The sequence below is a fragment of the Vibrio sp. V10_P2A27P122 genome (assembly GCF_963874335.1).
In the GTDB taxonomy this organism is placed as follows: Bacteria; Pseudomonadota; Gammaproteobacteria; order Enterobacterales; family Vibrionaceae; genus Vibrio; species Vibrio anguillarum.
Genome location: NZ_CAWNHY010000244.1, coordinates 20,278 through 40,833 on the forward strand (window position 1 = coordinate 20,278; position 20,556 = coordinate 40,833).

A 20,556-nucleotide genomic window follows, 5' to 3' on the forward strand; every position below is an offset into this window, starting at 1 on the left:
TTACTAATTCTGTTGAATCTGATGTGTTTTGTTGAGGCAATACTAGCTAGACCTGACACTGTTCCTTGAGAGATTTGTCACAGAATGGAGGTTAATACCCTTTTCGTGGCTCATTGATAACTAAAAATGTTGAAAGTGGTAAGGCAATCGATTTGGGTAAACGTTTACCTTTTATGTGTACATAAATATATTTTGTATAAGGTGGTTGGAGTGTGCTATACATTATACAACAAATATTTTTGTATATGAGGCGGCGATGAGTAATCCAGAAATTCGTATCGGGATCAGTGCATGTGTGCTGGGAGAGCAAGTCCGTTTTGATTCTGGCCACAAAGCGAGTGACTTTGTGACCAAAGAGTTAACGAATTATTTCTCTTTCATACCCGTTTGCCCAGAGGTTGCGATTGGCTTAACCGTGCCAAGGCCTACCATTCGCCTGATCTCTCACGAAGAGCGTTTAGCGCTGGTTGAAACTAAAGATGAAACCAAAGATTACACGCAAGCCATGTTCGATTTCTCAGAACGAAAAGTTGATGAGCTCGAATTGATGAAATTGTGTGGTTATATCGTTTGTGCGAAATCCCCGACATGTGGCATGGAAAGAGTCAAAGTCTATAAGCATCAACGAGCAGACAAAGAGGGTGTTGGGCTTTATACCGCCACTTTGATGCGTAAAATGCCGTGGTTGCCTGTAGAGGAAGATGGCCGTTTGCATGATCCTGTGCTTCGCGAAAACTTCATTACGCGTGTCTACTGTTTACATGACTTTTATCAATCGATAGGTGACAACCCGACACCGGGCAAAGTAGTGGCCTTTCATTCACGTTACAAATTGACGCTAATGGCGCATCACCCGCAAGCGTATCGAGAACTCGGCCGTTTGGTGGCTGAAGTCAAGCAGCATCCGCCACAGTATTTTATTGAGCACTATCGCCAAGGGCTAATGGATGCGCTTAAACACAGAGCGAGCCGTAAAAATAACACCAATGTTTTGATGCACATTCAGGGTTATTTCAAACGAGCCTTAAACAAAGAGCAGAAAGTGGAGTTAGCGCAATTGATTGATGACTATCGAACTGGCGAGCTTCCTTTACTTGCGCCTATTACGTTGCTCAAACATTACATAAAAATGTATCCCGATGCTTATCTGCAGCAACAGCACTATTTATCGCCTTATCCACAAACGCTAAGGTTACGTTATGGACTATGAGAACCCACTGACTGAAAACATGATGACTGAAAAATTATACGCTATTCGAGACGTTGCCGAGATGACTGGAGTAAAGCCCGTTACCTTGCGTGCATGGCAGCGCCGCTATCACCTCGTTCAGCCACAGCGCACGGAAAAAGGGCATCGCCTTTATTCACAAGAGGATATTGCGACGATTCGCACTATTCAAGGTTGGCTGGCGAAAGGGGTTTCGATTGGCAAAGTGAGTGCATTGCTCAGTGGCAGTGAAAGCATCATTGATACTTTGGCAAATCATGGTTCAGAGCTTTTAGAGCAAGAACAATTGCTGCAAGCTTTAGTGGATCTCAATAAAGGCAAAGCGGAATCAACCATTGCTACAGTATTGAAAGAGTATCCGTTAGAGATTGTTGAGCAGCAGTTTGTCTTTCCTGTCATCGACACGTTAGAGCGGGTTAAAGGACCGTTGCGCAGTTTGCAAAAAGGGCTTTTTCAGGCACTGATGATAAGCAAGTTGAGCTCGATCATTGAAGCGGAAAACAAAGCGGCAACTAAAGGAAAATGTCTTTGCGTTAATCTTGATCCAACATCGAGCATACTGGCTTGGCTATGGTTCGTGGGAAAGGTGGAAGCTGGTTATAACCTCACTATCTTAGATGGTGTCGAAGATCTTACCGCTCTTGTTGATCATGATGCTTTAGCAAACTACCAACAGGTTGCGCTGTTTGCCAACCGAGCACTAACCGAGCAGCAAGTTCAAGCGTTACGGAAATTGCGTATCTCACTGGGAGATAAGCTTTCGTTGTCAGATGTGGTTGCTCGTCTGCACCATTCGTTAGATTAATCAGTAAGGATGTACAGTGAAATTACTCTGGCTGCGCCGAGATTTACGATCCGTTGATAATACGGCATTACATGCCGCCATTGATGGTGAAGAACCTGTTGTTGCCGTATTCATTGCAACGCCAGCACAGTGGCAAAAACACCATCTTGCTCCGATGCAGGCGGATCTTATTTATCGGCGTTTATTTGAGCTGCAACGTGAACTGCAAGCACTCAATATTGCTCTGCTGTATGAGGAAGTCGATGATTACGCTGATGCTGCGCAGCAGATTGCCACCATGGCTAAGCAGCTTAATGCCAGCGCAGTGTTGGTTAATCGCGAGTATGAAATCAATGAGTTGCAGCGTGATGAGATGGCGAGCCAGTTTTGCCTAGAGCGCCAGATCGAGTGGCGAGCATACGACGATAAGTGCATTATTGCCCCCGGTTTGGTCAAAAACAAGCAAGGTGATTATTTCAAAGTCTTTACGCCTTTTAAACGAGCGTGGTTATCACAAGCGGCTATTCCTCAAATTTTACCAACGCCTATTTCTGCACATTATAAACGCATAAAGGATCTTGAGCCGTTGCTGTGGAGCGAACACCGCTCGTTCAGCTATCCACGCATCAGCAGTGATCATTGGGTGGTCGAGTTCGATGCAATTCGCGCTAAATTACGTCAGTTTTGCCGTGATAAGGTACAGAATTACCACCAGCAGCGTGATTTTCCCGCGTTGGATTCGACCAGCGCACTGTCACCTTATCTCGCAATAGGGGCGCTTTCTGCGCGTCAATGTATGGCGCGTCTATACGCTGAATCGCAACATATTGGGTTGTCTGAAGGGGCGCAAACTTGGCTGAGCGAAATTATTTGGCGTGAATTCTATCAGCATCTGATCGGGTTCCGTCCTGATCTCTGTAAAGGAAAAGATTTTGCACCTTGGGGGAAACATGTCTCTTGGTGGGAGAACTCAACGGCCTTTGAACGTTGGCAGCAGGGTCAAACCGGGTTCCCTATTGTCGATGCGGCGATGCGCCAACTGAACAAAACGGGGTGGATGCATAACCGATTAAGGATGGTTGTGGCCAGTTTTCTAACCAAAGATCTGCATATCGATTGGCGACTCGGCGAACAATATTTTATGCAAACATTAGTGGATGGCGATTATGCATCGAACAATGGCGGTTGGCAGTGGTGCGCCTCAACAGGGTGTGATGGGCAACCTTATTTTCGAATTTTTAATCCTACCAGCCAAGGGGAACGTTTTGATCCGAAAGGTGATTTTATTCGTCAGTGGGTACCTGAATTGGCTTCGTTGCCAGATAAGTACATCCACATGCCTTGGAAATTCCCTGCCGTCAATTCCTTGTCATATCCCGCGCCAATGGTTGATCATAAAGTAGAAAGAGAGATAACCTTACAGCTCTATAAAGACGCCAAGGATACTTGATCACCATGCTACGCAAGCTACTCTCTTTGTGTTGTTGCTGGGGTGCGCTCAGTGTGAACGCGTTTGCCGCGACTTATGATTTTCCTGCCGAAGGCAGTAGCATGGTTGGCCGAACTCAATATCACGTGATTGAGCAGGGCGAAACCTTAGCGCAAATTGCAAAACAGTACGATGTTGGGTTTTTATCTTTGATGGCGGCTAACAAAGGAATTGACCCATTTTTGCCGCAGCAAGAGTTTGTGCTAACCATTCCGTCACAAATTATTTTACCGCGCGTGGCTTACGAAGGCATCGTCATCAACTTAGCGGAACTGCGGCTCTATTATTTTGAGCCTGAAAAACGCAAAGTGCATATTTTCCCCGTCGGTATTGGCCGTATTGGTCGTGACACGCCCGAAATGGAAACCACTATCAGCCAAAAACGGCCGAACCCAACTTGGACACCTCCTCAATCGATCCGCACTGAATATAAAGCGAAAGGTATTGAACTGCCTGCGGTGGTGCCCGCTGGGCCAGATAACCCGCTTGGTGAATACGCGCTTCGTCTCGCTTATGGTGCGGGTGATTATTTGATCCACGGTACCAACAAAGATTTTGGTATTGGTATGAGAGTCAGCTCTGGTTGTATTCGTATGGATCCCAAGGATATTGAATGGCTGTTTAAGCAGGTCCAGCGTGGCGAGAAAGTGAAAGTGATTGATGAGCCGATAAAATTAGCCTTAGAGCCAGATCGAAGCGTATTTCTTGAAGCTCATGAACCTTTGACGCGCAGTAACGGCAGTAAAAAAGAGTTACAGGTACCGCAAGAACTTCGCTGGTGGTTGGATGAATTTAACAAATCAGATGCGAAAGCGAGAGCGGTGATCTTGGCGCAAAATGGTGTGCCTGTCGAAGTTGTGGCTGCAGATTTTTCAACCTCATTGGAGTAATTAAAGAAGTTGATGAGTTCATTAATGGTGAACCATGTAATAGCAGCAATAAAAAAGGCTTGAATTAACAAGCCTTTTAAGCAATTTCAGCTATGGAATATAACGAAATTATTTCGTGTATGACTGAGCAATATTATCGATACGCTCGTTTGCACGAGCCGCTTCTTCTTGCGCAGCGGCAGCGGCATCAGCCGCTTGGCTTACTTTAGACGAAAGTGTCGATTGCTCGCTCTTAAGTGCAGAAATTTGATCACTGAGTTGGCTAACTTGGTTGCTTAGCTGATCCATTTTCGTCATTGCTGCGTCATCAGGGCCTGATGCGCAACCAGCAAGTAGAAGTACAGAAGAGGCTGCAGCTGCAATTAACATCTTATTCATTATTGAACTCCTTGTTTGTAAGATTATTATCAATGACGCCCTATTATACTTTTCCTACTTGAAGCTACAGCGGTGCTGTTTACCTGCAACGTCAAGTTGTTTGGGTATACGCTTGTTTGGAAATCATCATATAGTGACGAACTCAATTGTAGACACTATTCTAGCGTTCACCCAGTAGCCGAACGTCAAAATAATCCAAGAATTTCAATTTATGCTCATTTACTCCGCTATGTCTCATCGTTAAGAGACGTATTTTCTATCTTCTTATGCCTTGAAAAAGTGTGCGTGCTGATTATTTTTATGTGATCTCTATCTATCTAAGCGCCTTTCGGGCTATCATATTGCGTTTTCATTTTGACCTCTTGCCCTATTTATTGTGGCAACTTTACAAATTTTTGGAGAATCCTTTGCAGTTTAAAGATTTAGGCTTAGACAATCGCTTATTGAAGACCCTCAAACACTATGACTTCAAACAAGCGACAGAGATCCAACAACAAGCGGTTCCCGTGGCGATTGCAGGTAAAGATTTGTTGGCATCCTCTAAGACTGGTTCGGGTAAAACATTAGCGTTTGTTTTGCCAATGCTGCATAAGTCTCTCAAAACTAAAGCGTTATCAGCAAAAGACCCTAGAGCTCTGATTCTCGCTCCGACACGTGAGCTGGCCAAACAAGTGTACGGTGAGCTGCGTACTATGCTCAGTGGGTTGAGCTACGAAGCAACGCTGATTGTGGGCGGTGAAAACTTTAACGACCAAGTAAAAGCACTGCGCCGTTTCCCCCGTTTTATTGTAGCGACTCCCGGTCGTTTAGCGGATCACTTAGAGCACCGCTCGTTGCGTCTTGATGGTTTAGATACGCTGATCCTTGATGAAGCTGACCGCATGCTGGACCTAGGTTTTGCTCCGGAACTACGCCGTATTCATCATGCAGCGAACCACCGTCGTCGCCAAACACTGATGTTTTCCGCAACGCTTGATCACGGCCAAGTGAATGACTTTGGTACCGAGTTGCTTAAAGATCCAAAACGCATTTCGATTGGTGTTGTCAACGAAGAGCATAAAGACATCACCCAAAAATTCTACCTCTGCGATCATCTCGATCACAAAGAAGCCTTACTCGAACGCGTGCTGCAAGAAGCCGAATATCGACAAGTGATCATTTTTACCGCGACCCGTTCTGATACTGAGCGTTTAACGCTTAAACTCAACGAGCAGAAACTGAAAGCCGTTGCGTTGAGTGGTAATTTAAATCAAAACCAACGCAACACCATCATGAGCCAGTTTGAGCGCGCTGTATTTAAAATTTTGGTCACGACGGATGTGGCTTCACGCGGCCTTGATATCGCGAACGTGACGCACGTGATTAACTTTGATATGCCCAAACATACGGAAGAGTATGTGCACCGTGTTGGTCGTACAGGCCGTGCGGGTAATAAAGGTGATGCAATCTCGCTGGTTGGCCCAAAAGATTGGGACAGCTTCAAGCGCGTGGAAGCCTTTTTGCAGCAAGATATCGAGTTCTCTCAATTTGATGATCTGAAAGGTAAATTTACCGGACTAAAACCACGCGTTCCGGCCTTTAAGAAAAACGCAGCCGCTAAGACTAAAAGTACTAAGCCCAAGGCGCACACCGCCAATAAAAAGCCCGTTAAACGCGATAAAACCTTTTATCAGAATGTGGCAGTGGGTGATGCGGTATTTGTGCCGAAAAAGAGAGTTGCACCTAAAGTTGACGATGAGTAACAGCGAGCGTCTTGTCAGCGTGACCTTTCGGTCAATCGAATCTGCTGACGGACTCAATGCCAGTATTTGCTGAGACAACCTCACCCTAATTATAAAAACACCGCCAAATTGGCGGTGTTTTTATATACACGCAAACGTTCACCCATATAAATTTCATAATTTCTCTATTTTATATAAAAATGATAATTGATCTCATTATCGTTTAATGGCAAGCTGCGCCTCATTATAATAATTGGCTATGTTTTCACTGATCATAATGAAATTACTCAATATCATTGCTTTTATTGTTGGTTTGTCTTGTTTTCATTCATCTTATGGTGAGTCACTGCAGTGGCTGGAAGATGGCTCGCGTAGCCAGCCTAAGGTTCGAGCACACCTTGAAGATCACAATAAAAAAACACAACAGTGGCTCAATCAAGCCACACCACTTTCTAATGCACTAGTCAAAACATGGTCAGAGAATAAGAGCGTAAAAGCACCGATACCTTGGCTCATCCAGTACCAAAATTACTATCATGATCAAGTAATTAAGGGTGAACGTTTTGTTGTTAAAAAGACCGCAGAAGACAGCCCAATTGAGCGATTGGTCAATATCAGTGTAAGACAGCAGCAATCAGATTATTACCAGTTAGCCAATTGGGCGGTGGCAAAAGGGGACCGCTTTATTGCATTAAGCGAAGATTTGACTGGGGAAGAGCACTACACGCTGACGCTGCTGGATCGTGTATCGAAGCAGGAAATCGTGCTTAGCCAATCTGCAACGACTCAAGCGATTTGGTCTGAAAATGGCCAATACCTCTATTTTTTGGCGGCAGAAGAAAGCCGTTCTTCTAGCTTATTGCAGCGCTATGATGTGCTGAGCAAGCAGACAAAAACCCTATGGGAGTGGGCTGATCCGCAGTGGATCGTGTCTCTCTATTTGGCGGCGGATCCGCATTTTGCCCTCGTGCAAGTCAACAACGAAAACAGCAGTGAACAACGTATTTTAGAGACTAACAGCTCTCACTTAAGCCTTCCGCTTCGTGCCGCACAGCCGGGTATTGAATACTACGCAGACGTTGCTAATGGTTGGCTCTACATCAATAGTAACCTCAACGGCAAGTTTGCACTCTACCGTCGATTACTGAGCATGAATGAAAACCCTTGGCAGCTTTTTTATGCTCCAGATGATCATTCCACGCTGGATAATTTTTATTTATATCAAGCTGGCGTTGTGGTTAAAACCAACCAAGCACAGCATTCTCAACTGGCCATTATGGATCAGCATGGAAAGTTGAGAGCATCACAGCCTTTGGCAACAGAAAGTGAGGTCGCTTGGGTCTCTCGTAACGGTGATTGGCAAAGCAATAAACTGCGGGTGCGTTCAATGTCGATGGTTTCTGCAGGAGTTTGGCGTGAGTTTGATGTGGCAAGCTTACAATGGAAGCGACTGGGTCAAGACCACTATCCTGCTTATTTACCGGAACAGTATGAGTCACAACAGATTGTGGTGGATGTTGATGGCGTGGCTATTCCTGTCACTTTGGCGTACCGAAAAGACACCTTGAGCGCACAGTCCAGCGTCTTTCTTTATGGCTACGGCGCGTATGGCGTCGCGATGCGTCCGTACTTTATGCCACAAGTGATCAGTTTATTGGATCAAGGCGTAATTTATGCGATTGCTCATGTGCGCGGTGGTGGCTATCACGGAGAATCATGGCACCGCGCTGGGTCTGGCATTCTGAAAAAAATAGGCATCTCGGATTTCCTGAACGTCGCCTCTTCATTGCAGCATTTTAATAACGGCCAACGCGCTATTTATGCGATTGGCGGCAGCGCTGGTGGAACCTTAGTTGCGGCCGCGGTTAATCAAAACCCAGCACTTTTTGCTGGAGTGGTGCTGCAAGTGCCTTTTGTGGATGTGCTTAGAAGCATGTCCACAGAAGACTCCTCTTCACTCTCGGTGCAGCAGCGAGAAGAGTGGGGAGATCCTAGCCAGCCATTGCAACGCTCAGCAATTGAAGCTTATGACCCACTACTCAATATTCAAGCCAAACCTTATCCGCCAACCCTCGTCCGTGTCGGGTGGTTTGATAACCGTGTCCCTTATTGGGAAGGCGCGAAATACATAGAAAAAATGTCGCTGATGAGCACGGGTAGCGGGCCTTACTTGTTATGGACGGACTTCAATAGCGGGCACAGTAGCGATTCACGTAAGGCACTACAGCAACAGGCCGTGGAATACGCCTTTCTTCTTACCATAGATAAAAACAAAAAAGCGGAGCAGTAAATGAAGCTTTCTCCAATCACCGCAGCGGTGCTTAGCGTGCTTGCGGTAGGGTCAGTGCATGCCGAATTCAGCCTAACCAAGCTTGAAGAAGTGGTGGTGAGTGCCAATAAAGTAGAACAGCCGCTGTCAAAAGTCGCCGGCTCAATATCAGCGATTGACGGTGAAACCATTGAAAAACAAGGCGCGACAGAACTGTATGATGTATTGAGTCATGAACCCGGAATCAGTGTTACGGGTGGCGCTGGTCGGCCACAAAACATCACGATTCGAGGGATGACGGGCAACCGCATTGCGATCATTCAAGATGGCGTCGCCGCATCGGACGGCTATGGTGCCAATGACATTAACGATAAGGTAGGCCGCAATACTTTCGCCTTAGACAACATAAAAAGCATTGAGGTTGTGAAAGGGGCAGGGTCTACCATTCATGGTTCGGGCGCGATCGGCGGCGTTGTGGTTGTCACCACAAAATCGCCGGCGGATTATTTGCAAGGACGTGATTTCTATATTGATGCCTCTGGCTCCTACACAGGGATCAGCAATCAATATAAGAGCAGTAGCACGCTAGCGGTGCGCAATGGAAATGGTGAAAGCTTGGTGACCATTTCATATTGGCAAGGTGAAGAGACACGCAACTTTAACCAAGATCTCTATAACCGAGATATTGAAGGATTCAGTGCATCGTTAGCTCACGATCACATGGTCAATGATTCGCTGTTACTCAGTGCAAAATTTAACGCCTATAAAGATGAAAACATCCGCAAAGAAGGCATTGCTTCCATTCAACGCGATGACAAATGGGAAAGCAAAGAATTTTTTGAACAGGAACAGCACCAAACCTTATCGGCATCATTGGGGGTGCAATTAGATACCCTTTCTTTCTGGGCAGACCATGTGGACGCCAAGCTTTACTGGCGTGATAGTCAAAGTGATACTCAAACCAATCGCTTATTGACCAAAGAACATGCCTTTTTCGACACCCTTGAATTTCGTCGTGAGAGACGCGATGAAAGTTTTTCTGATCAGTTGATAGGGCTATCGGTTGATTTAGAAAAAGCAGCACGAGTCCACAACATCGAACACCAATTTATTTACGGTGCAGTGCTTAATACCAATCGTTATGAACGCCCTCGTCACGTGGATACCAAGGATTCCAATGGGGAAACCTACGAAAATATTATTCCGTTTGCACCGGCGAAGGCCTATGGTTTGGGCGTCTATTTGCAAGATAGATTCAGCCTTAACCAGTGGACATTTAGCGCTGGTTTACGTTTTGATTTGAATAACCTTACTCCTCAGTCAGAGCAACCTATTGCTGGTTTTGCTGTTAGTGAAATTCAAACCAGTGAATGGTCACCGAGCGCATCCGTAGCTTACCAGTGGACGCCATCATTCAACAGTTACCTCAGTTACAACCACGGCTACCGCGCTCCGACCTATGACAAAGCCTACGGTGCGGCAGACCACAGCTTTGTTCCACTGACGCCGTTTTTTATCGCGCCGAACATGAATTTACAGGCTGAAACCAGTGATAGTTTTGAGTTGGGTTCAAAATACGATAATGGCCAATCTCAAGCTTATGTCGCGGTTTTTTACTCTCTCTTTGACAATTTCATGGACACTAAAGACGTGGGATTTGATAGCGATAGAGGCGCTTGGATCAAGCAGTACCAAAATATTAATGGCGTCGAAACGTATGGCGTGGAGTTCACCTTCGCTCATCAACTGAATCAACAATGGTCAACCACGTTCAAAGCGGGTTATGTGGATGGCAAAGATGATCAAGATGAATACGTTCGTACCATCACGCCGTGGGAAGGAAATGGACAACTAAATTACCAGCAGCAAGATTGGGATGCCTACGCACGTTGGAACTGGGCGAGTTCGATGGACCGAGCACCAGCATGCTCTGATGATATAGGCCGTAAAGCGCAATGCGCGCAAACGTCGGCATGGTCTACGGTCGATCTTGGCGTGAGTTATCAAGTGATGCGTGACCTTGATGTGAGTCTCAACATCATGAACCTATTCGACCGTGAATACGTTCGTTATCAAGACGTCGCGGGTGTAAGTCAAAGTCAAACTCTCTATTCCACTGAGCCCGGGCGTTACTTTACCGCTACGGCTAAATACGTGTTTTAGGAGCTAGAGATGAAAAAAATTATCGTTCTGAGCACCTTGCTATGCTTGAGCCATTCCGCCTTTGCGGGGGAGTGGGACTATCCACTGGCGAAAACGACCATTGCAACGAAAGAGTCGGCTGAGCTGTATTTGAGCTCGCTTTATCCTGATGTTGGGACACTGAAGTTTCGTTATCAAACCGAGAGTTTACTGGGAAATCATTACAACTTTGATGTATGGCAGAACGGCCAATACCAACCGCAAAAAGCGTTAGTGCTCTCGACCGATCAGTCTGGCGTAGTGACGCGCGTGTTCAAAAGTTTGCACAATACAGTCGAGCGAGATGGCGTTGCATTGGTAGCGGCAGAGCTCGAATCGCCCCGCCGATTGATGGCGAATGAACCGCCTTCGCTCTCATCAGGAGATGTGCAGAGCATCAATGTGCAACTTTTTGACCCCGATTTAAGAACCATGGATCAACTGCCTGCACCAGATTCGGCGTGGAATGACCTTGCTGATTACCCAAACCAGCCGCACTACCAAAGTGTGAATGTCGAGATGTTGCAAAGTGCAGGTAAATATTACTTAGCCAATGAACGAGTACGACAAGTTGATGCCACCGCCATACAGCAACAAGATGATGCCAAGCAGTGGGTTGATAGCGGTGTTGGCTTACTTAGCGCTGAAGACGTGGCGCAATGGAATTCAGATGCTGAAATTATCTCCATGGAGATGCTTGATGATCGCTTTGTACAGCTGATGGCTTTTTACCATCTTGATCAATCGATTGATTATACCAAACAGCTCGGTTTTTCCCTGTTTAGTGAACCCGTGAGGTTTGATGCGAGAGGTTTATCTAGCAACAACTCTTCTTATTATGTTGGCCCGAAAGCGGTGTTGTTTGGTGTTGGGGGCTCGCCCGATGCATTAGATGCCGACGTGGTTACCCATGAACTTGGGCATGGAATTCATTATCAAATCGTTCCCGATTGGGCTTATGGACATTCGGGCGCGATTGGTGAAGGCTTTGGTGACTATTGGGCGGGTTCGCACAGTTTTCGCCGCCAATATGCACAAGGAAAAGCGTTCGAAATTGACACCGTGTTTAATTGGGATGGCTATTTTGGTGCTCGTATTTCGACACGCAGTTTGTGGAATCAGCGGGCAAAATATTTTGCATCCGCAGAGTATCGAGCGCATGAAAGTGTAGCAGGTGAGTTGGGTGATGAATTGTGGTCTACCCCTTTATTTCAAGCGCTGAAACAGGCCGTGAATGAGTACGGTCAAGAAGCGTTTGCTGAATTTGACCGTATTGTTCTTGAATCAATGTACGGCTTAGGTCGTGGTCTAAAAATGCATGATTTGAGTGAAAGCATGCTGTATACCGCCAAACAGCTGTACCCGCATCGCGCTTATGATGCGATGCTATTACAGCAATTTAAGCAACATAACTTAGTCCAAGAACCCTTCAAATTCCTGTTGGAACGTCGATTTGTGGTGCCAACGGATCCGCTGAACGTGCACATTCAGGCCACGGATCGCCAAGCAAGTTTACAAACGGTAGCCACTTTGCAAGGTGAAACCGTTACTTTCGCTAGCGAAAAATTCCAGCAGCAGCAATGGAGCATCGCGCTGCCAACCACGTACACCTGCGGCGTCAAACAGACTCTACTATTTGAATCGAGTTATCAATATCAACCGTACCTTGCGATGCAATCTGACAAGCAAACTTTATCGTTTATCGTGGGTAAGCCACAGCTTGCAACGCCGCCAGTAGCGATAAATTCAGTATTGAAAGGCGCCAGTATTGACAGTACAGACACGGTTACGTCCGGATTTAAGAGCTATGGATTGACGCTCGATGCTGGCAATGTATTGATTGATGAAGATTTTGTGGTTCGCCTGCAGTTATCCCACCCAGAACTACAAGAGCTGCGCGTTACCTTAATTTCACCCGCAGGGACACGCGTCGAATTACTCAACCAAGCACCATCGGCCATCAATGGTTTTGATGACTATTGGGTGCTGGCACATGATGCCATATTGGGCTCTTTACAAGGCGAAGCCCTAAGCGGCTACTGGCGTTTGGAAGTAGTTGACTACAACCCGGGAAATTCCGGCACCTTGATTGAATGGGGGGTAGGTCGCCTAGCGGGCTATCAATGCCCTCAACCTGTGACCAACGCACTTTCACCTGAAACAGGTGGCGGTTCGACTTCACTGCTCTTATTACTTCCTCTCGCGGCATTCGCTATAAGACGACGTAATTTGTTGGCTATTTTTTCACTTAAACTGAAGAACACATAACTATGCACTTAAGACTTTCAACACTTTCGCTGGCACTTTTACTGGCTGGTTGTGGTGGCGGTGGAAGTGGAGATGTAGCTAATACATCTTTACCCAGCCATAAAATTAGCGGGCAAATTCAAGCGCAAAACGTCGCACTTGATGCCACTGTCTGCATTGATTCTAACCAAAACTTTGCCTGTGATGTGGGCGAAATCAGCACGCAAGCCGATAGCCAAGGGCGCTACACCCTCACGAGTGACAGCACTCAAATCTACCGTTTTCCTATTGTGGCTGACGTTTCTACTGGCATTAGTGTCATGACGAGAAGTCGCCAAACCAGCCAATCATCGATCCTGATTGCGCCGGCGCTGGGCAAAAGCAGTGGCAACATCCTCAACGGTGTGAGTTCTATTTTTGCCGGCATTATGCTGGATGGAAATACGGAGAAAGAAGCGAATCGCTTGCTTGCCGAGCAGCTTTTGCAATTAGGTGTTGAAGTGAATGGTGATATTTCACAAAACTTTAGCCACACAGCATTGGCAATATTGGATGCTAATGCTGTCGTGTTGCTCCAAAAAGCGAAAGCAAGTGAACGAATTGATTTGCTGGCAACGCTTGGGCAAACCATGGCAAAAAACACACCACTGATTGCCTCTGAGATCGTTTCTGGCGAAAAGATGACCGAATATGCTAATACATTGATGGCGCAAGTATCGGAAGAGCGACCTCTGCAAGACACGGGCATTATTCAGTTCTATTCCGATCAAGGCGCACAAGCGCAGGCTGATGCTGATTATCCCGGTCAAGATGCTGAATATGGCCTAGATATTACCGCCAAAAATGGCGTGACGGGTAAGAGCTTTGCGTTCATCAAATTAGATGCGGCTGGCAATGAACTTGAGGCTGAAGCGAGCGATTGGTCATGCGTTAAAGATGTTTACAGTGGACTTATTTGGGAAGTGAAGTCAGAAGATGCGGCGTCTTTGAACTATAAAGAACGGTTGTTTGCATTAGAAATTGCCGATAAGTTTATCCCTTTTGCAAAAGATGTGACGGCTGCTTCCTGTCAGGCGGCAGGTGATACTATTTGCACTACGCAAGATTACATCAATCGTATCAATCAAGATAAATTGTGTGGGTTACAAACGTGGCGTTTACCGACCAACAGCGAGCAATACATGATGCTCGATTTAGGCGAATTGGGTGACGATGCGGTTGGTTTCAACCGGGACTATTTCCCGCATCAGCCGCAGAACACCGAATTTTTTGATGGGCATACGTGGACTTCTGGCATTGCTTATCTCAATACCTCTCAATTTCAAAGTGATGGTTCGATGCAATATCTTTACACGGCGCTGTCTGGTGCAACCAAAGGGGAACGTAGCCCAATTGAACTCTACTCCAGCAGTACGGCGGCGGACAATGACCCGTCTTATGTCTCGCCGATTCGAGTTGTTGCAACCAAGGAGAACAACCAATGAAATCTCATTTAATCGCGGCTTCTTGCTTGATCTTTTCTGCTGTCGGCGTCGCTCAAGAGTGTTCTCCTGATATGACGAAAAGCGCACCCAACACGCGCTATGTCTACAGCGAGCAGGGGACGATCAAAGATAAGCTCACTGGCTTAACGTGGATGCGTTGCCAAGTTGGTAAAACATGGAACGCCGCTACGGAGCAGTGTGATGGCGAAGCGACCGGGTTTCGTTGGCAAAGTGCTTTGCAAGAAGTGGCGGCTATCAACCATCCTCAAAGCCGACATGCATTGCACCAATTTGCCAGCCAAGCCGAATGGCGATTGCCGAATATTAAAGAGTTAGTGTCATTGACTGAAATGGCGTGTTTTGGTCCAGCGATGAATAGCAGAGCATTTGCCCAAGGCTTTAAGTATGAGACAGGCAATATCTTGTCGTATTTATGGAGCCAATCACCCCATTTAGCGAGTGGTCAGGTGTGGTCCTTTGATTCCGTCAATGGCGAAATTTACCACTACGCACCGAATTTTGAATTTGGTGTTTTGCTGGTGGCTGAAGAATAAGTGTTATGAAATGACGCTACTTACGCTGTAAGGAAAAGGATCAGTCATGTCATGTCGGCATGACTGATTTCCCAGACAGAGTGTTGAAACATGAGCTGATTTGACAATAAGTGATTAAACTTATTGGCATTGATAGATGTCATGAGTGATCAAAACCCAAGAAGTACCATTGTCATCATTGATGACATTTCTGCTGGTCATTGAGCAACGAAGTGATTGGTGTTCCATGATCGGGTAGTTGCGCGCCGAAGAAAGCACAGACCGTCGCACCGACATCAGACAGTGTTGTGCGCAGCCCAATAGATATAGCTTGTTTACCCTTTTGATAACACAGTAGTGGTACTTGTTCACGGGTATGTTTAGTGTGACCGATGAATGGGTCGTTACCGTGATCGGCCATGACGATTAATACATCCTTTTCATTCATGTTCGTAATAACGTCTTTTAAGCCTTCGTCGGCTTTCTCCAAAACGGTCCAGTATTGTTTAGGATCTTGTTGGTGACCTGCAAGATCGGTTTCTTGAATGTTGGCGCAGAAAAACCCCTCCTTTTCGATACACAAATCACGAATAAGAAAACGAAATATTTGGTTTGTATCAACGAGCGAGGTGTACGAACAACCATGCGGATTTTGTACGATATCGGCCACTTTACCATAAAGCCAAGTTTGGATATTACGCTGATGTAAGTACCAAGGAACTTGGGTTTTTGCATCCACGCCATAGCCTAAGTGCGCCACCTGAAATCCCTCACTGTATACCCCGCTACTGGGTGCATTAATGCCGATATACTTTTGCCCATTAGTCGGGTTTTGTTTCACTTCAACAGCACTTAAGATTTGATCCATAGTGATACCGCACCCAGAGCCGCCAAATGCAATATTGCGACTCACGGAGTTGGCTCTACGCACCACGGCGGCTATTGCCAGCAAGGATTCAAATGTCACTCGGTTAAAGTTACAAGTTAAGTTATAAACTTGCCCCAAATCCGCTTCAAGATTGTCACCAATCACCACCCCTTCATTGACGATCAACAGTGATACTTGTTGTATTGTGTGGCGATTGACGCGATAGCCTTGTGCGAGCAAAGCCGATTCAATATCGGGCAATGCTACTTGAAATGGTTGGATAAGAGGGGCAGTTGGACGAGTGCCCATAATTTCTTGGTGCCCCATAAAGGTGTCGCCCCCCTCGTGGGCTAAGTTTGCACGCCCGGTATTTGCCTGCGGGTTTATCTCCATGACGGATTGTGGGCTGGCAATAATATTTTGCAATCCCAATCTTTCTAAGGTAGGCAAGCGTTTCAACGCAAAATGAGCAAGTAACTTACCCGCGGTATTCGCACCACAGTCTTGTGGCCTAACCAGCGGTACATCCGCCATTTCACCGACACCAAAGCCATCAAGTACAACAACGATAAATTTTGCCATATTAAACCTCATTACCTAAAGCATCATATAGGCCGATTAACTTGGGATTAGGCGTGGAAACGCCCTGCACTAATGCCACATCACTACGGGTTACAAAAACTTGTGTTCGATACGCCATCACAACCGGAGAACCGATAGGATGAAGACCGGGGATGCGTAAGTGGTAGTCGATGCTGTCCGTATCATCATTGAATACAGAGACCCGTTCACAGCTGTCACCGCTATAAACTCGAGCGTTTTCCAACTGCCCGCGCCGATAGTACCCTCCGCCGAAGCAATAACTGTCGTTAGCGAACTGGTGGGAGATCTCGCTTAAATAAAGTAATGCGATTGATTCTGCTTGGGGCTGCGTAGCATTAGCGGGTGTGGTGCCAGTGAATGCATGACCGGGTTCTCCATGGGTGCAGCCATATTGAGCCAGCAATGGTAGGGTCTCTATACTGGTGGAAGAGGGCGCATTGACTTGCTCACATTCGATGCCTAAATTGGCTAAAGCTTGCTTAGCATCAATAAGCGTTGTGAGGTTCGGTGTTGGCTCTGTTTTCCCTAATGTTTCATCGTATAAAAAACAAGGAAAATGTGTCACACCTGCGATGTAAACTCCGGGCATGTTTTGAATCGCGCGCACGACGTCGGCAGCTTGCTCCAACGGAAATCCCGCTTCTTGATTGACGTACAGCTTGTCGCGACTGTGGAAAAACTTTAATAACAAACCTTGTTGCCGCTTTGAGGCTATGGCCGCATCCGATATTTGTTGCGCTTTTTCAAGGCTATAAATGGTCATTACTTGTGGTTTGATCTGAGCAACCAAAGACCGAATCATATTGCTAGGTGGTTGAACTAAGTGCCCAACGTTAGCAATGGGTAAACCGTGTGCCGCCATCATTCTGGCCTCTTTATAATCGACACACACAATCCCTTCATAGCCACATTGCTCTATTAACAAGCGGGCGATTAATGGGTTGCGGCCAAACTGTTTAGTCATGGCGTAAAGGCATATGCCCAACCTGTCAGCGACCTCCTTCATGCGTTGAGCATTATTGAGCAATTGGTCGACATCGATAACGGTGGTGTCTGGTTGTAACTTACCTTGCTTAAAGAGTGTCAGTGCCGCCGTGATTAAATCTGGATTTTGTTTTTCTAAAGCGTCTAAAAACATATTCTCCCCTTTTTAGGCATGAGCTGATCCTGCACATTATTTGGTAATGCGCATGCTTAATAACAAAATAAACGTAAAGAGTAAGTGTGCTATATAACGCTGAAGAACAGCCCGCCTAAATACAGTATCAAAATAAATTAAGGTTAGTTAAGCGTCTCATTACAAAGCAAATAACCCAATAACGTAAAGAATATTTAAAATAACCCCAGTGAGAATAGCGGCAACCGCTGGCGCTGCAATTTTAAGGACTGGCCGTCCCATGACTTCGTTTAAGAAAAATAACATCGCGAAAATAGTAAAACCTGTAGTTGAGCCCATTTTCATCACCGCCAATACGCCACCAATTAATAATGCAAACTCCATTAATGTATTCATTGAATTACGTATATTGTCTGATGCATTTCGAATCGATGGGAATTGTTCCAAGAAACGACCAATGCCACGAAGTAAGAAAATTTCGATACAAATGGTTATGGCTCCAAGGACGGCCGCGACGGGCATATTAGGAGCTAAATAACCGACGACGAATACAAATGTCATCCCAACCACGCCGTAAACGCCAGTCGCCAGTGCCGTAGTGGCAATCAGCGGAATAAAGCCGAGGCCACGCATGAATTCCGATAATGCCACTTGTTTCATTGCGGTATCGTGAGCCGCTGGGTCGGTGATTTTATAAGCTTCAGCGAGTGAATAAATAGAAACTTCAGATCCCGCGAAAATACCACCATTTGAAACCACAGCAATTAATGCCCCTGTGACTGCAAGAAATGGCAGGTTTTTTACGATACGTTTAGTCCGCTCTTCAAATAGGCCATGTAAACCAGACATATCTGGTGCTTCAATGCCTTTTTTACGATCGGATATATCTTTTTGAATTGCGAAAAATACCAGCATTAACATGCCGATAAAAATCTGGATTGATTCTGGATAAATCCCCGTAAACTTCATCACCATTAATCGAGAAAATAGGATGACGACTGCCGTAATTGCCCCAGCTTTCCAGCCGAATTGATAAAATATCGCAAGCAATGGGAACAGGGCAAAAGCCGACATGACGGGAGTACCCAGCTCACCGAGTGCGCCCAATGCATCGACGGGAAGGCCTGTTAAGACGGCATTAACACCAGCAAGCGAAGTGACAACCAACACACCCCATAAACCACCCGCCGCGGCAGCCAGCCAACGGCTACCAATCATTACGCCTAAAATGTCTGTTGGTAAGAAAAGCAGCCAAGGGTTGAGTAGGCCCGTTGATAAAGTGAATGAAATCCCCACTGATGCCACAAAGCCAATCGATAGGCCAAAAGCGACGGATCCCGCTTCTCGGCGAGTCATATTGCCTTCAACCAATTGGGGCAGAATAGGCCGGATCCCATCATGAAAAACCGCCGCGCTCATGTTGGCGATTAAAGCTGTCATTGCACATAAGGTTGCAACGAGTCCAATATGCATAATATCCATAGGTTGCCTTTACTTTTTAGCGAGTAAGTTTGCGAGCATGGGTATAGCATGCTCAATGTGTTCAATGGAGAGCCCAAATGCAACGCATCCACGTTCAATAAACTGGGTCACTTCAGTTTCCTTGGCCTTAATCGCAGGTTTAGCGATAGTGCAGCTTTGACCAAAACCGATAATAGCAATGGCCATGGCTAATGCGCCTCCGGCGCCGGTATTACAGCAACCAATGAAATAGTCCATTTCCCCCGCTTTCACTTTCAGTGCGGCTTCCATGTCGCTCAGAATATGGCATTCAAATATGCCCGGTTCAGAGAGTTCAATCTGTGCTCGGATTTGCTCTCGTTGCAAACCCGCGATGGCGATTTTTTTCATGTTTTGTCCTTTTTATTTTAATGAGCACAAGTGCTCTTTATCCAAATAAGCGTGCAGGGTTAGTTTGTAACATTGTGCTTATTTGCAGATCACTGATCCCATGCTGCTTGAGCAAAGGAACAAATTCATCGATTAGATAGCTAAACCCAAGGCCACCATTTGCCTTTAGATGGGAGCGACGTGTAATGTCCATCGACAACATGATTTGGCCAACATAACCCCGTTCGCATAAGGTTTTTAGTGATTGAGCACGACGCGTATCGGGGTAATAGCTGTTTTTACCAATGGTATCGAATTGGATATAGCAACCTTGATCGAGCATCCACTGGATATCGTCCAAGTTATCGCGCAGATCGCAGTGGCCGACAGTGAGGTTTTCCATTTCAACACCGCAACTTTTCAGCAGATCAATCTGCACTTTGCCCATCGTACTCATCGACTGATGAGTTGAAATCGGTCGACCTGTTTCTAAATGAGCAATCGCCGCCGCTCTAAAGACTTTCTGCTCGGTATCACTAAAGCCATTTTCACTGCTACCGATCTCGCCAATCACACTCGCCTTGAGGGATGAATCCTCGATACCCACTTCAATTTCCTTAATCATCTGTTTTGCCATTTGCTGGGTATCCATGGTGTAGAGAAAATCGGGGAAGAAACCTTCGATATAAAATCCAGTGGCCAGCAACACATTCATTCCAGTGTCGTCGATTAAATTTTCAATAAAATGAGGATTTCTACCCATAAAAGCATTAGTGACTTCGATGATATTTCTCACCCCACGAATTTGCAGCTCTTTCATCTCATCACACAACAACTCATATTGATCCAGACGGCAATCAAGGTTGCCTTTTTGTGGGGATAAATCGATATGTAAATGTTCATGGCAGTAGGTGTAACCAGTGTTGTCAATCAT

16 protein-coding genes are annotated in these 20,556 nt (G+C 46.0%); 10 read left to right on the forward strand and 6 right to left on the reverse strand.

Annotation, left to right across the window (positions count from 1 at the left end):
* Positions 1-256 precede the first annotated feature (256 nt).
* From AACQ17_RS11000 to AACQ17_RS11015, 4 genes are read left to right on the forward strand one after another with little or no spacing between them, the layout of a single operon-like run.
* Positions 257-1,210: a YbgA family protein gene (locus tag AACQ17_RS11000; RefSeq protein ID WP_026027151.1), complete on the forward strand. Its 954-nt coding sequence runs from the start codon at positions 257-259 to the stop codon at positions 1,208-1,210.
* Complete coding sequence (locus AACQ17_RS11005; protein ID WP_013868370.1) at positions 1,200-2,033, forward strand: MerR family transcriptional regulator; 834 nt, start codon at positions 1,200-1,202, stop codon at positions 2,031-2,033. Before AACQ17_RS11000 ends, AACQ17_RS11005 begins: the two co-directional genes overlap by 11 nt.
* Positions 2,034-2,049: 16 nt before the next feature.
* On the forward strand, positions 2,050-3,462 hold the full coding sequence (phrB, locus tag AACQ17_RS11010; RefSeq protein ID WP_094147928.1) for a deoxyribodipyrimidine photo-lyase: 1,413 nt from the start codon (positions 2,050-2,052) through the stop codon (positions 3,460-3,462).
* Between the two features lie 5 nt (positions 3,463-3,467).
* Positions 3,468-4,391: a L,D-transpeptidase family protein gene (locus tag AACQ17_RS11015; protein ID WP_013868372.1), complete on the forward strand. Its 924-nt coding sequence runs from the start codon at positions 3,468-3,470 to the stop codon at positions 4,389-4,391.
* Positions 4,392-4,499: 108 nt separating this feature from the next.
* On the opposite strand, the gene AACQ17_RS11020 is transcribed toward AACQ17_RS11015, so the two are convergent.
* On the reverse strand, positions 4,500-4,769 hold the full coding sequence (locus AACQ17_RS11020; RefSeq protein WP_026027153.1) for an Lpp/OprI family alanine-zipper lipoprotein: 270 nt from the start codon (positions 4,767-4,769) through the stop codon (positions 4,500-4,502).
* A gap of 395 nt (positions 4,770-5,164) precedes the next feature.
* Between AACQ17_RS11020 and AACQ17_RS11025 the strand changes: the two genes are divergently transcribed.
* From AACQ17_RS11025 to AACQ17_RS11050, 6 genes are all read left to right on the forward strand, one after another.
* The gene (locus AACQ17_RS11025; RefSeq protein ID WP_026027154.1) at positions 5,165-6,511 is read left to right on the forward strand and encodes a DEAD/DEAH box helicase; all 1,347 of its coding nucleotides are present in this window, start codon (positions 5,165-5,167) and stop codon (positions 6,509-6,511) included.
* A gap of 256 nt (positions 6,512-6,767) precedes the next feature.
* Positions 6,768-8,780: a prolyl oligopeptidase family serine peptidase gene (locus AACQ17_RS11030; protein WP_094147929.1), complete on the forward strand. Its 2,013-nt coding sequence runs from the start codon at positions 6,768-6,770 to the stop codon at positions 8,778-8,780.
* Positions 8,781-10,922 carry a TonB-dependent hemoglobin/transferrin/lactoferrin family receptor gene (locus AACQ17_RS11035; protein ID WP_017045047.1) on the forward strand — a complete coding sequence of 714 codons (2,142 nt, stop codon included), beginning with the start codon at positions 8,781-8,783 and terminating at the stop codon, positions 10,920-10,922.
* A gap of 9 nt (positions 10,923-10,931) precedes the next feature.
* Positions 10,932-13,208, forward strand: a complete 2,277-nt coding sequence (locus AACQ17_RS11040) for a proprotein convertase P-domain-containing protein (RefSeq protein WP_094147930.1) — start codon at positions 10,932-10,934, stop codon at positions 13,206-13,208.
* Positions 13,209-13,210: 2 nt separating this feature from the next.
* The gene (locus tag AACQ17_RS11045; protein WP_094147931.1) at positions 13,211-14,671 is read left to right on the forward strand and encodes an Lcl domain-containing protein; all 1,461 of its coding nucleotides are present in this window, start codon (positions 13,211-13,213) and stop codon (positions 14,669-14,671) included.
* Complete coding sequence (locus AACQ17_RS11050; protein ID WP_017042172.1) at positions 14,668-15,225, forward strand: Lcl C-terminal domain-containing protein; 558 nt, start codon at positions 14,668-14,670, stop codon at positions 15,223-15,225. The genes AACQ17_RS11045 and AACQ17_RS11050 overlap by 4 nt, the downstream gene beginning before the upstream one ends.
* Before the next feature lie 175 nt (positions 15,226-15,400).
* Here the strand turns inward: AACQ17_RS11050 and AACQ17_RS11055 are convergent, their stop codons facing one another.
* The 5 genes from AACQ17_RS11055 to AACQ17_RS11075 form a co-directional block, all read right to left on the reverse strand.
* Entirely contained in the window at positions 15,401-16,654 is a 1,254-nt protein-coding gene (locus AACQ17_RS11055) for a phosphopentomutase (protein WP_166538116.1), read from the reverse strand.
* A gap of 1 nt (position 16,655) precedes the next feature.
* A complete protein-coding gene (locus AACQ17_RS11060; protein WP_094126710.1) occupies positions 16,656-17,813 on the reverse strand; it encodes a YhfX family PLP-dependent enzyme in 1,158 nt (385 codons plus the stop codon).
* 159 nt (positions 17,814-17,972) lie between these two features.
* Entirely contained in the window at positions 17,973-19,274 is a 1,302-nt protein-coding gene (locus AACQ17_RS11065; protein WP_094147609.1) for a YhfT family protein, read from the reverse strand.
* A gap of 9 nt (positions 19,275-19,283) precedes the next feature.
* Positions 19,284-19,643 (reverse strand): DUF2620 domain-containing protein, encoded by a 360-nt coding sequence (locus AACQ17_RS11070; protein WP_094126712.1) that lies wholly within the window; start codon positions 19,641-19,643, stop codon positions 19,284-19,286.
* 37 nt (positions 19,644-19,680) lie between these two features.
* Entirely contained in the window at positions 19,681-20,556 is an 876-nt protein-coding gene (locus AACQ17_RS11075) for a phosphotriesterase-related protein (protein WP_094147610.1), read from the reverse strand.

Excerpts from the sequence above, each read along its gene's own strand:
- AACQ17_RS11060 (WP_094126710.1), bottom strand. The coding sequence starts at position 17,813 with ATGTTTTTAGACGCTTTAGAAAAACAAAATCCAGATTTAATCACGGCG.
- AACQ17_RS11045 (WP_094147931.1), top strand. The coding sequence starts at position 13,211 with ATGCACTTAAGACTTTCAACACTTTCGCTGGCACTTTTACTGGCTGGT.
- AACQ17_RS11070 (WP_094126712.1), bottom strand. The coding sequence starts at position 19,643 with ATGAAAAAAATCGCCATCGCGGGTTTGCAACGAGAGCAAATCCGAGCA.
- AACQ17_RS11055 (WP_166538116.1), bottom strand. The coding sequence starts at position 16,654 with ATGGCAAAATTTATCGTTGTTGTACTTGATGGCTTTGGTGTCGGTGAA.
- AACQ17_RS11005 (WP_013868370.1), top strand. The coding sequence starts at position 1,200 with ATGGACTATGAGAACCCACTGACTGAAAACATGATGACTGAAAAATTA.
- AACQ17_RS11000 (WP_026027151.1), top strand. The coding sequence starts at position 257 with ATGAGTAATCCAGAAATTCGTATCGGGATCAGTGCATGTGTGCTGGGA.
- AACQ17_RS11035 (WP_017045047.1), top strand. The coding sequence starts at position 8,781 with ATGAAGCTTTCTCCAATCACCGCAGCGGTGCTTAGCGTGCTTGCGGTA.
- AACQ17_RS11050 (WP_017042172.1), top strand. The coding sequence starts at position 14,668 with ATGAAATCTCATTTAATCGCGGCTTCTTGCTTGATCTTTTCTGCTGTC.
- AACQ17_RS11075 (WP_094147610.1), bottom strand. The coding sequence starts at position 20,556 with ATGATTGACAACACTGGTTACACCTACTGCCATGAACATTTACATATC.
- AACQ17_RS11065 (WP_094147609.1), bottom strand. The coding sequence starts at position 19,274 with ATGGATATTATGCATATTGGACTCGTTGCAACCTTATGTGCAATGACA.
- AACQ17_RS11015 (WP_013868372.1), top strand. The coding sequence starts at position 3,468 with ATGCTACGCAAGCTACTCTCTTTGTGTTGTTGCTGGGGTGCGCTCAGT.
- AACQ17_RS11030 (WP_094147929.1), top strand. The coding sequence starts at position 6,768 with ATGAAATTACTCAATATCATTGCTTTTATTGTTGGTTTGTCTTGTTTT.
- AACQ17_RS11020 (WP_026027153.1), bottom strand. The coding sequence starts at position 4,769 with ATGAATAAGATGTTAATTGCAGCTGCAGCCTCTTCTGTACTTCTACTT.
- AACQ17_RS11040 (WP_094147930.1), top strand. The coding sequence starts at position 10,932 with ATGAAAAAAATTATCGTTCTGAGCACCTTGCTATGCTTGAGCCATTCC.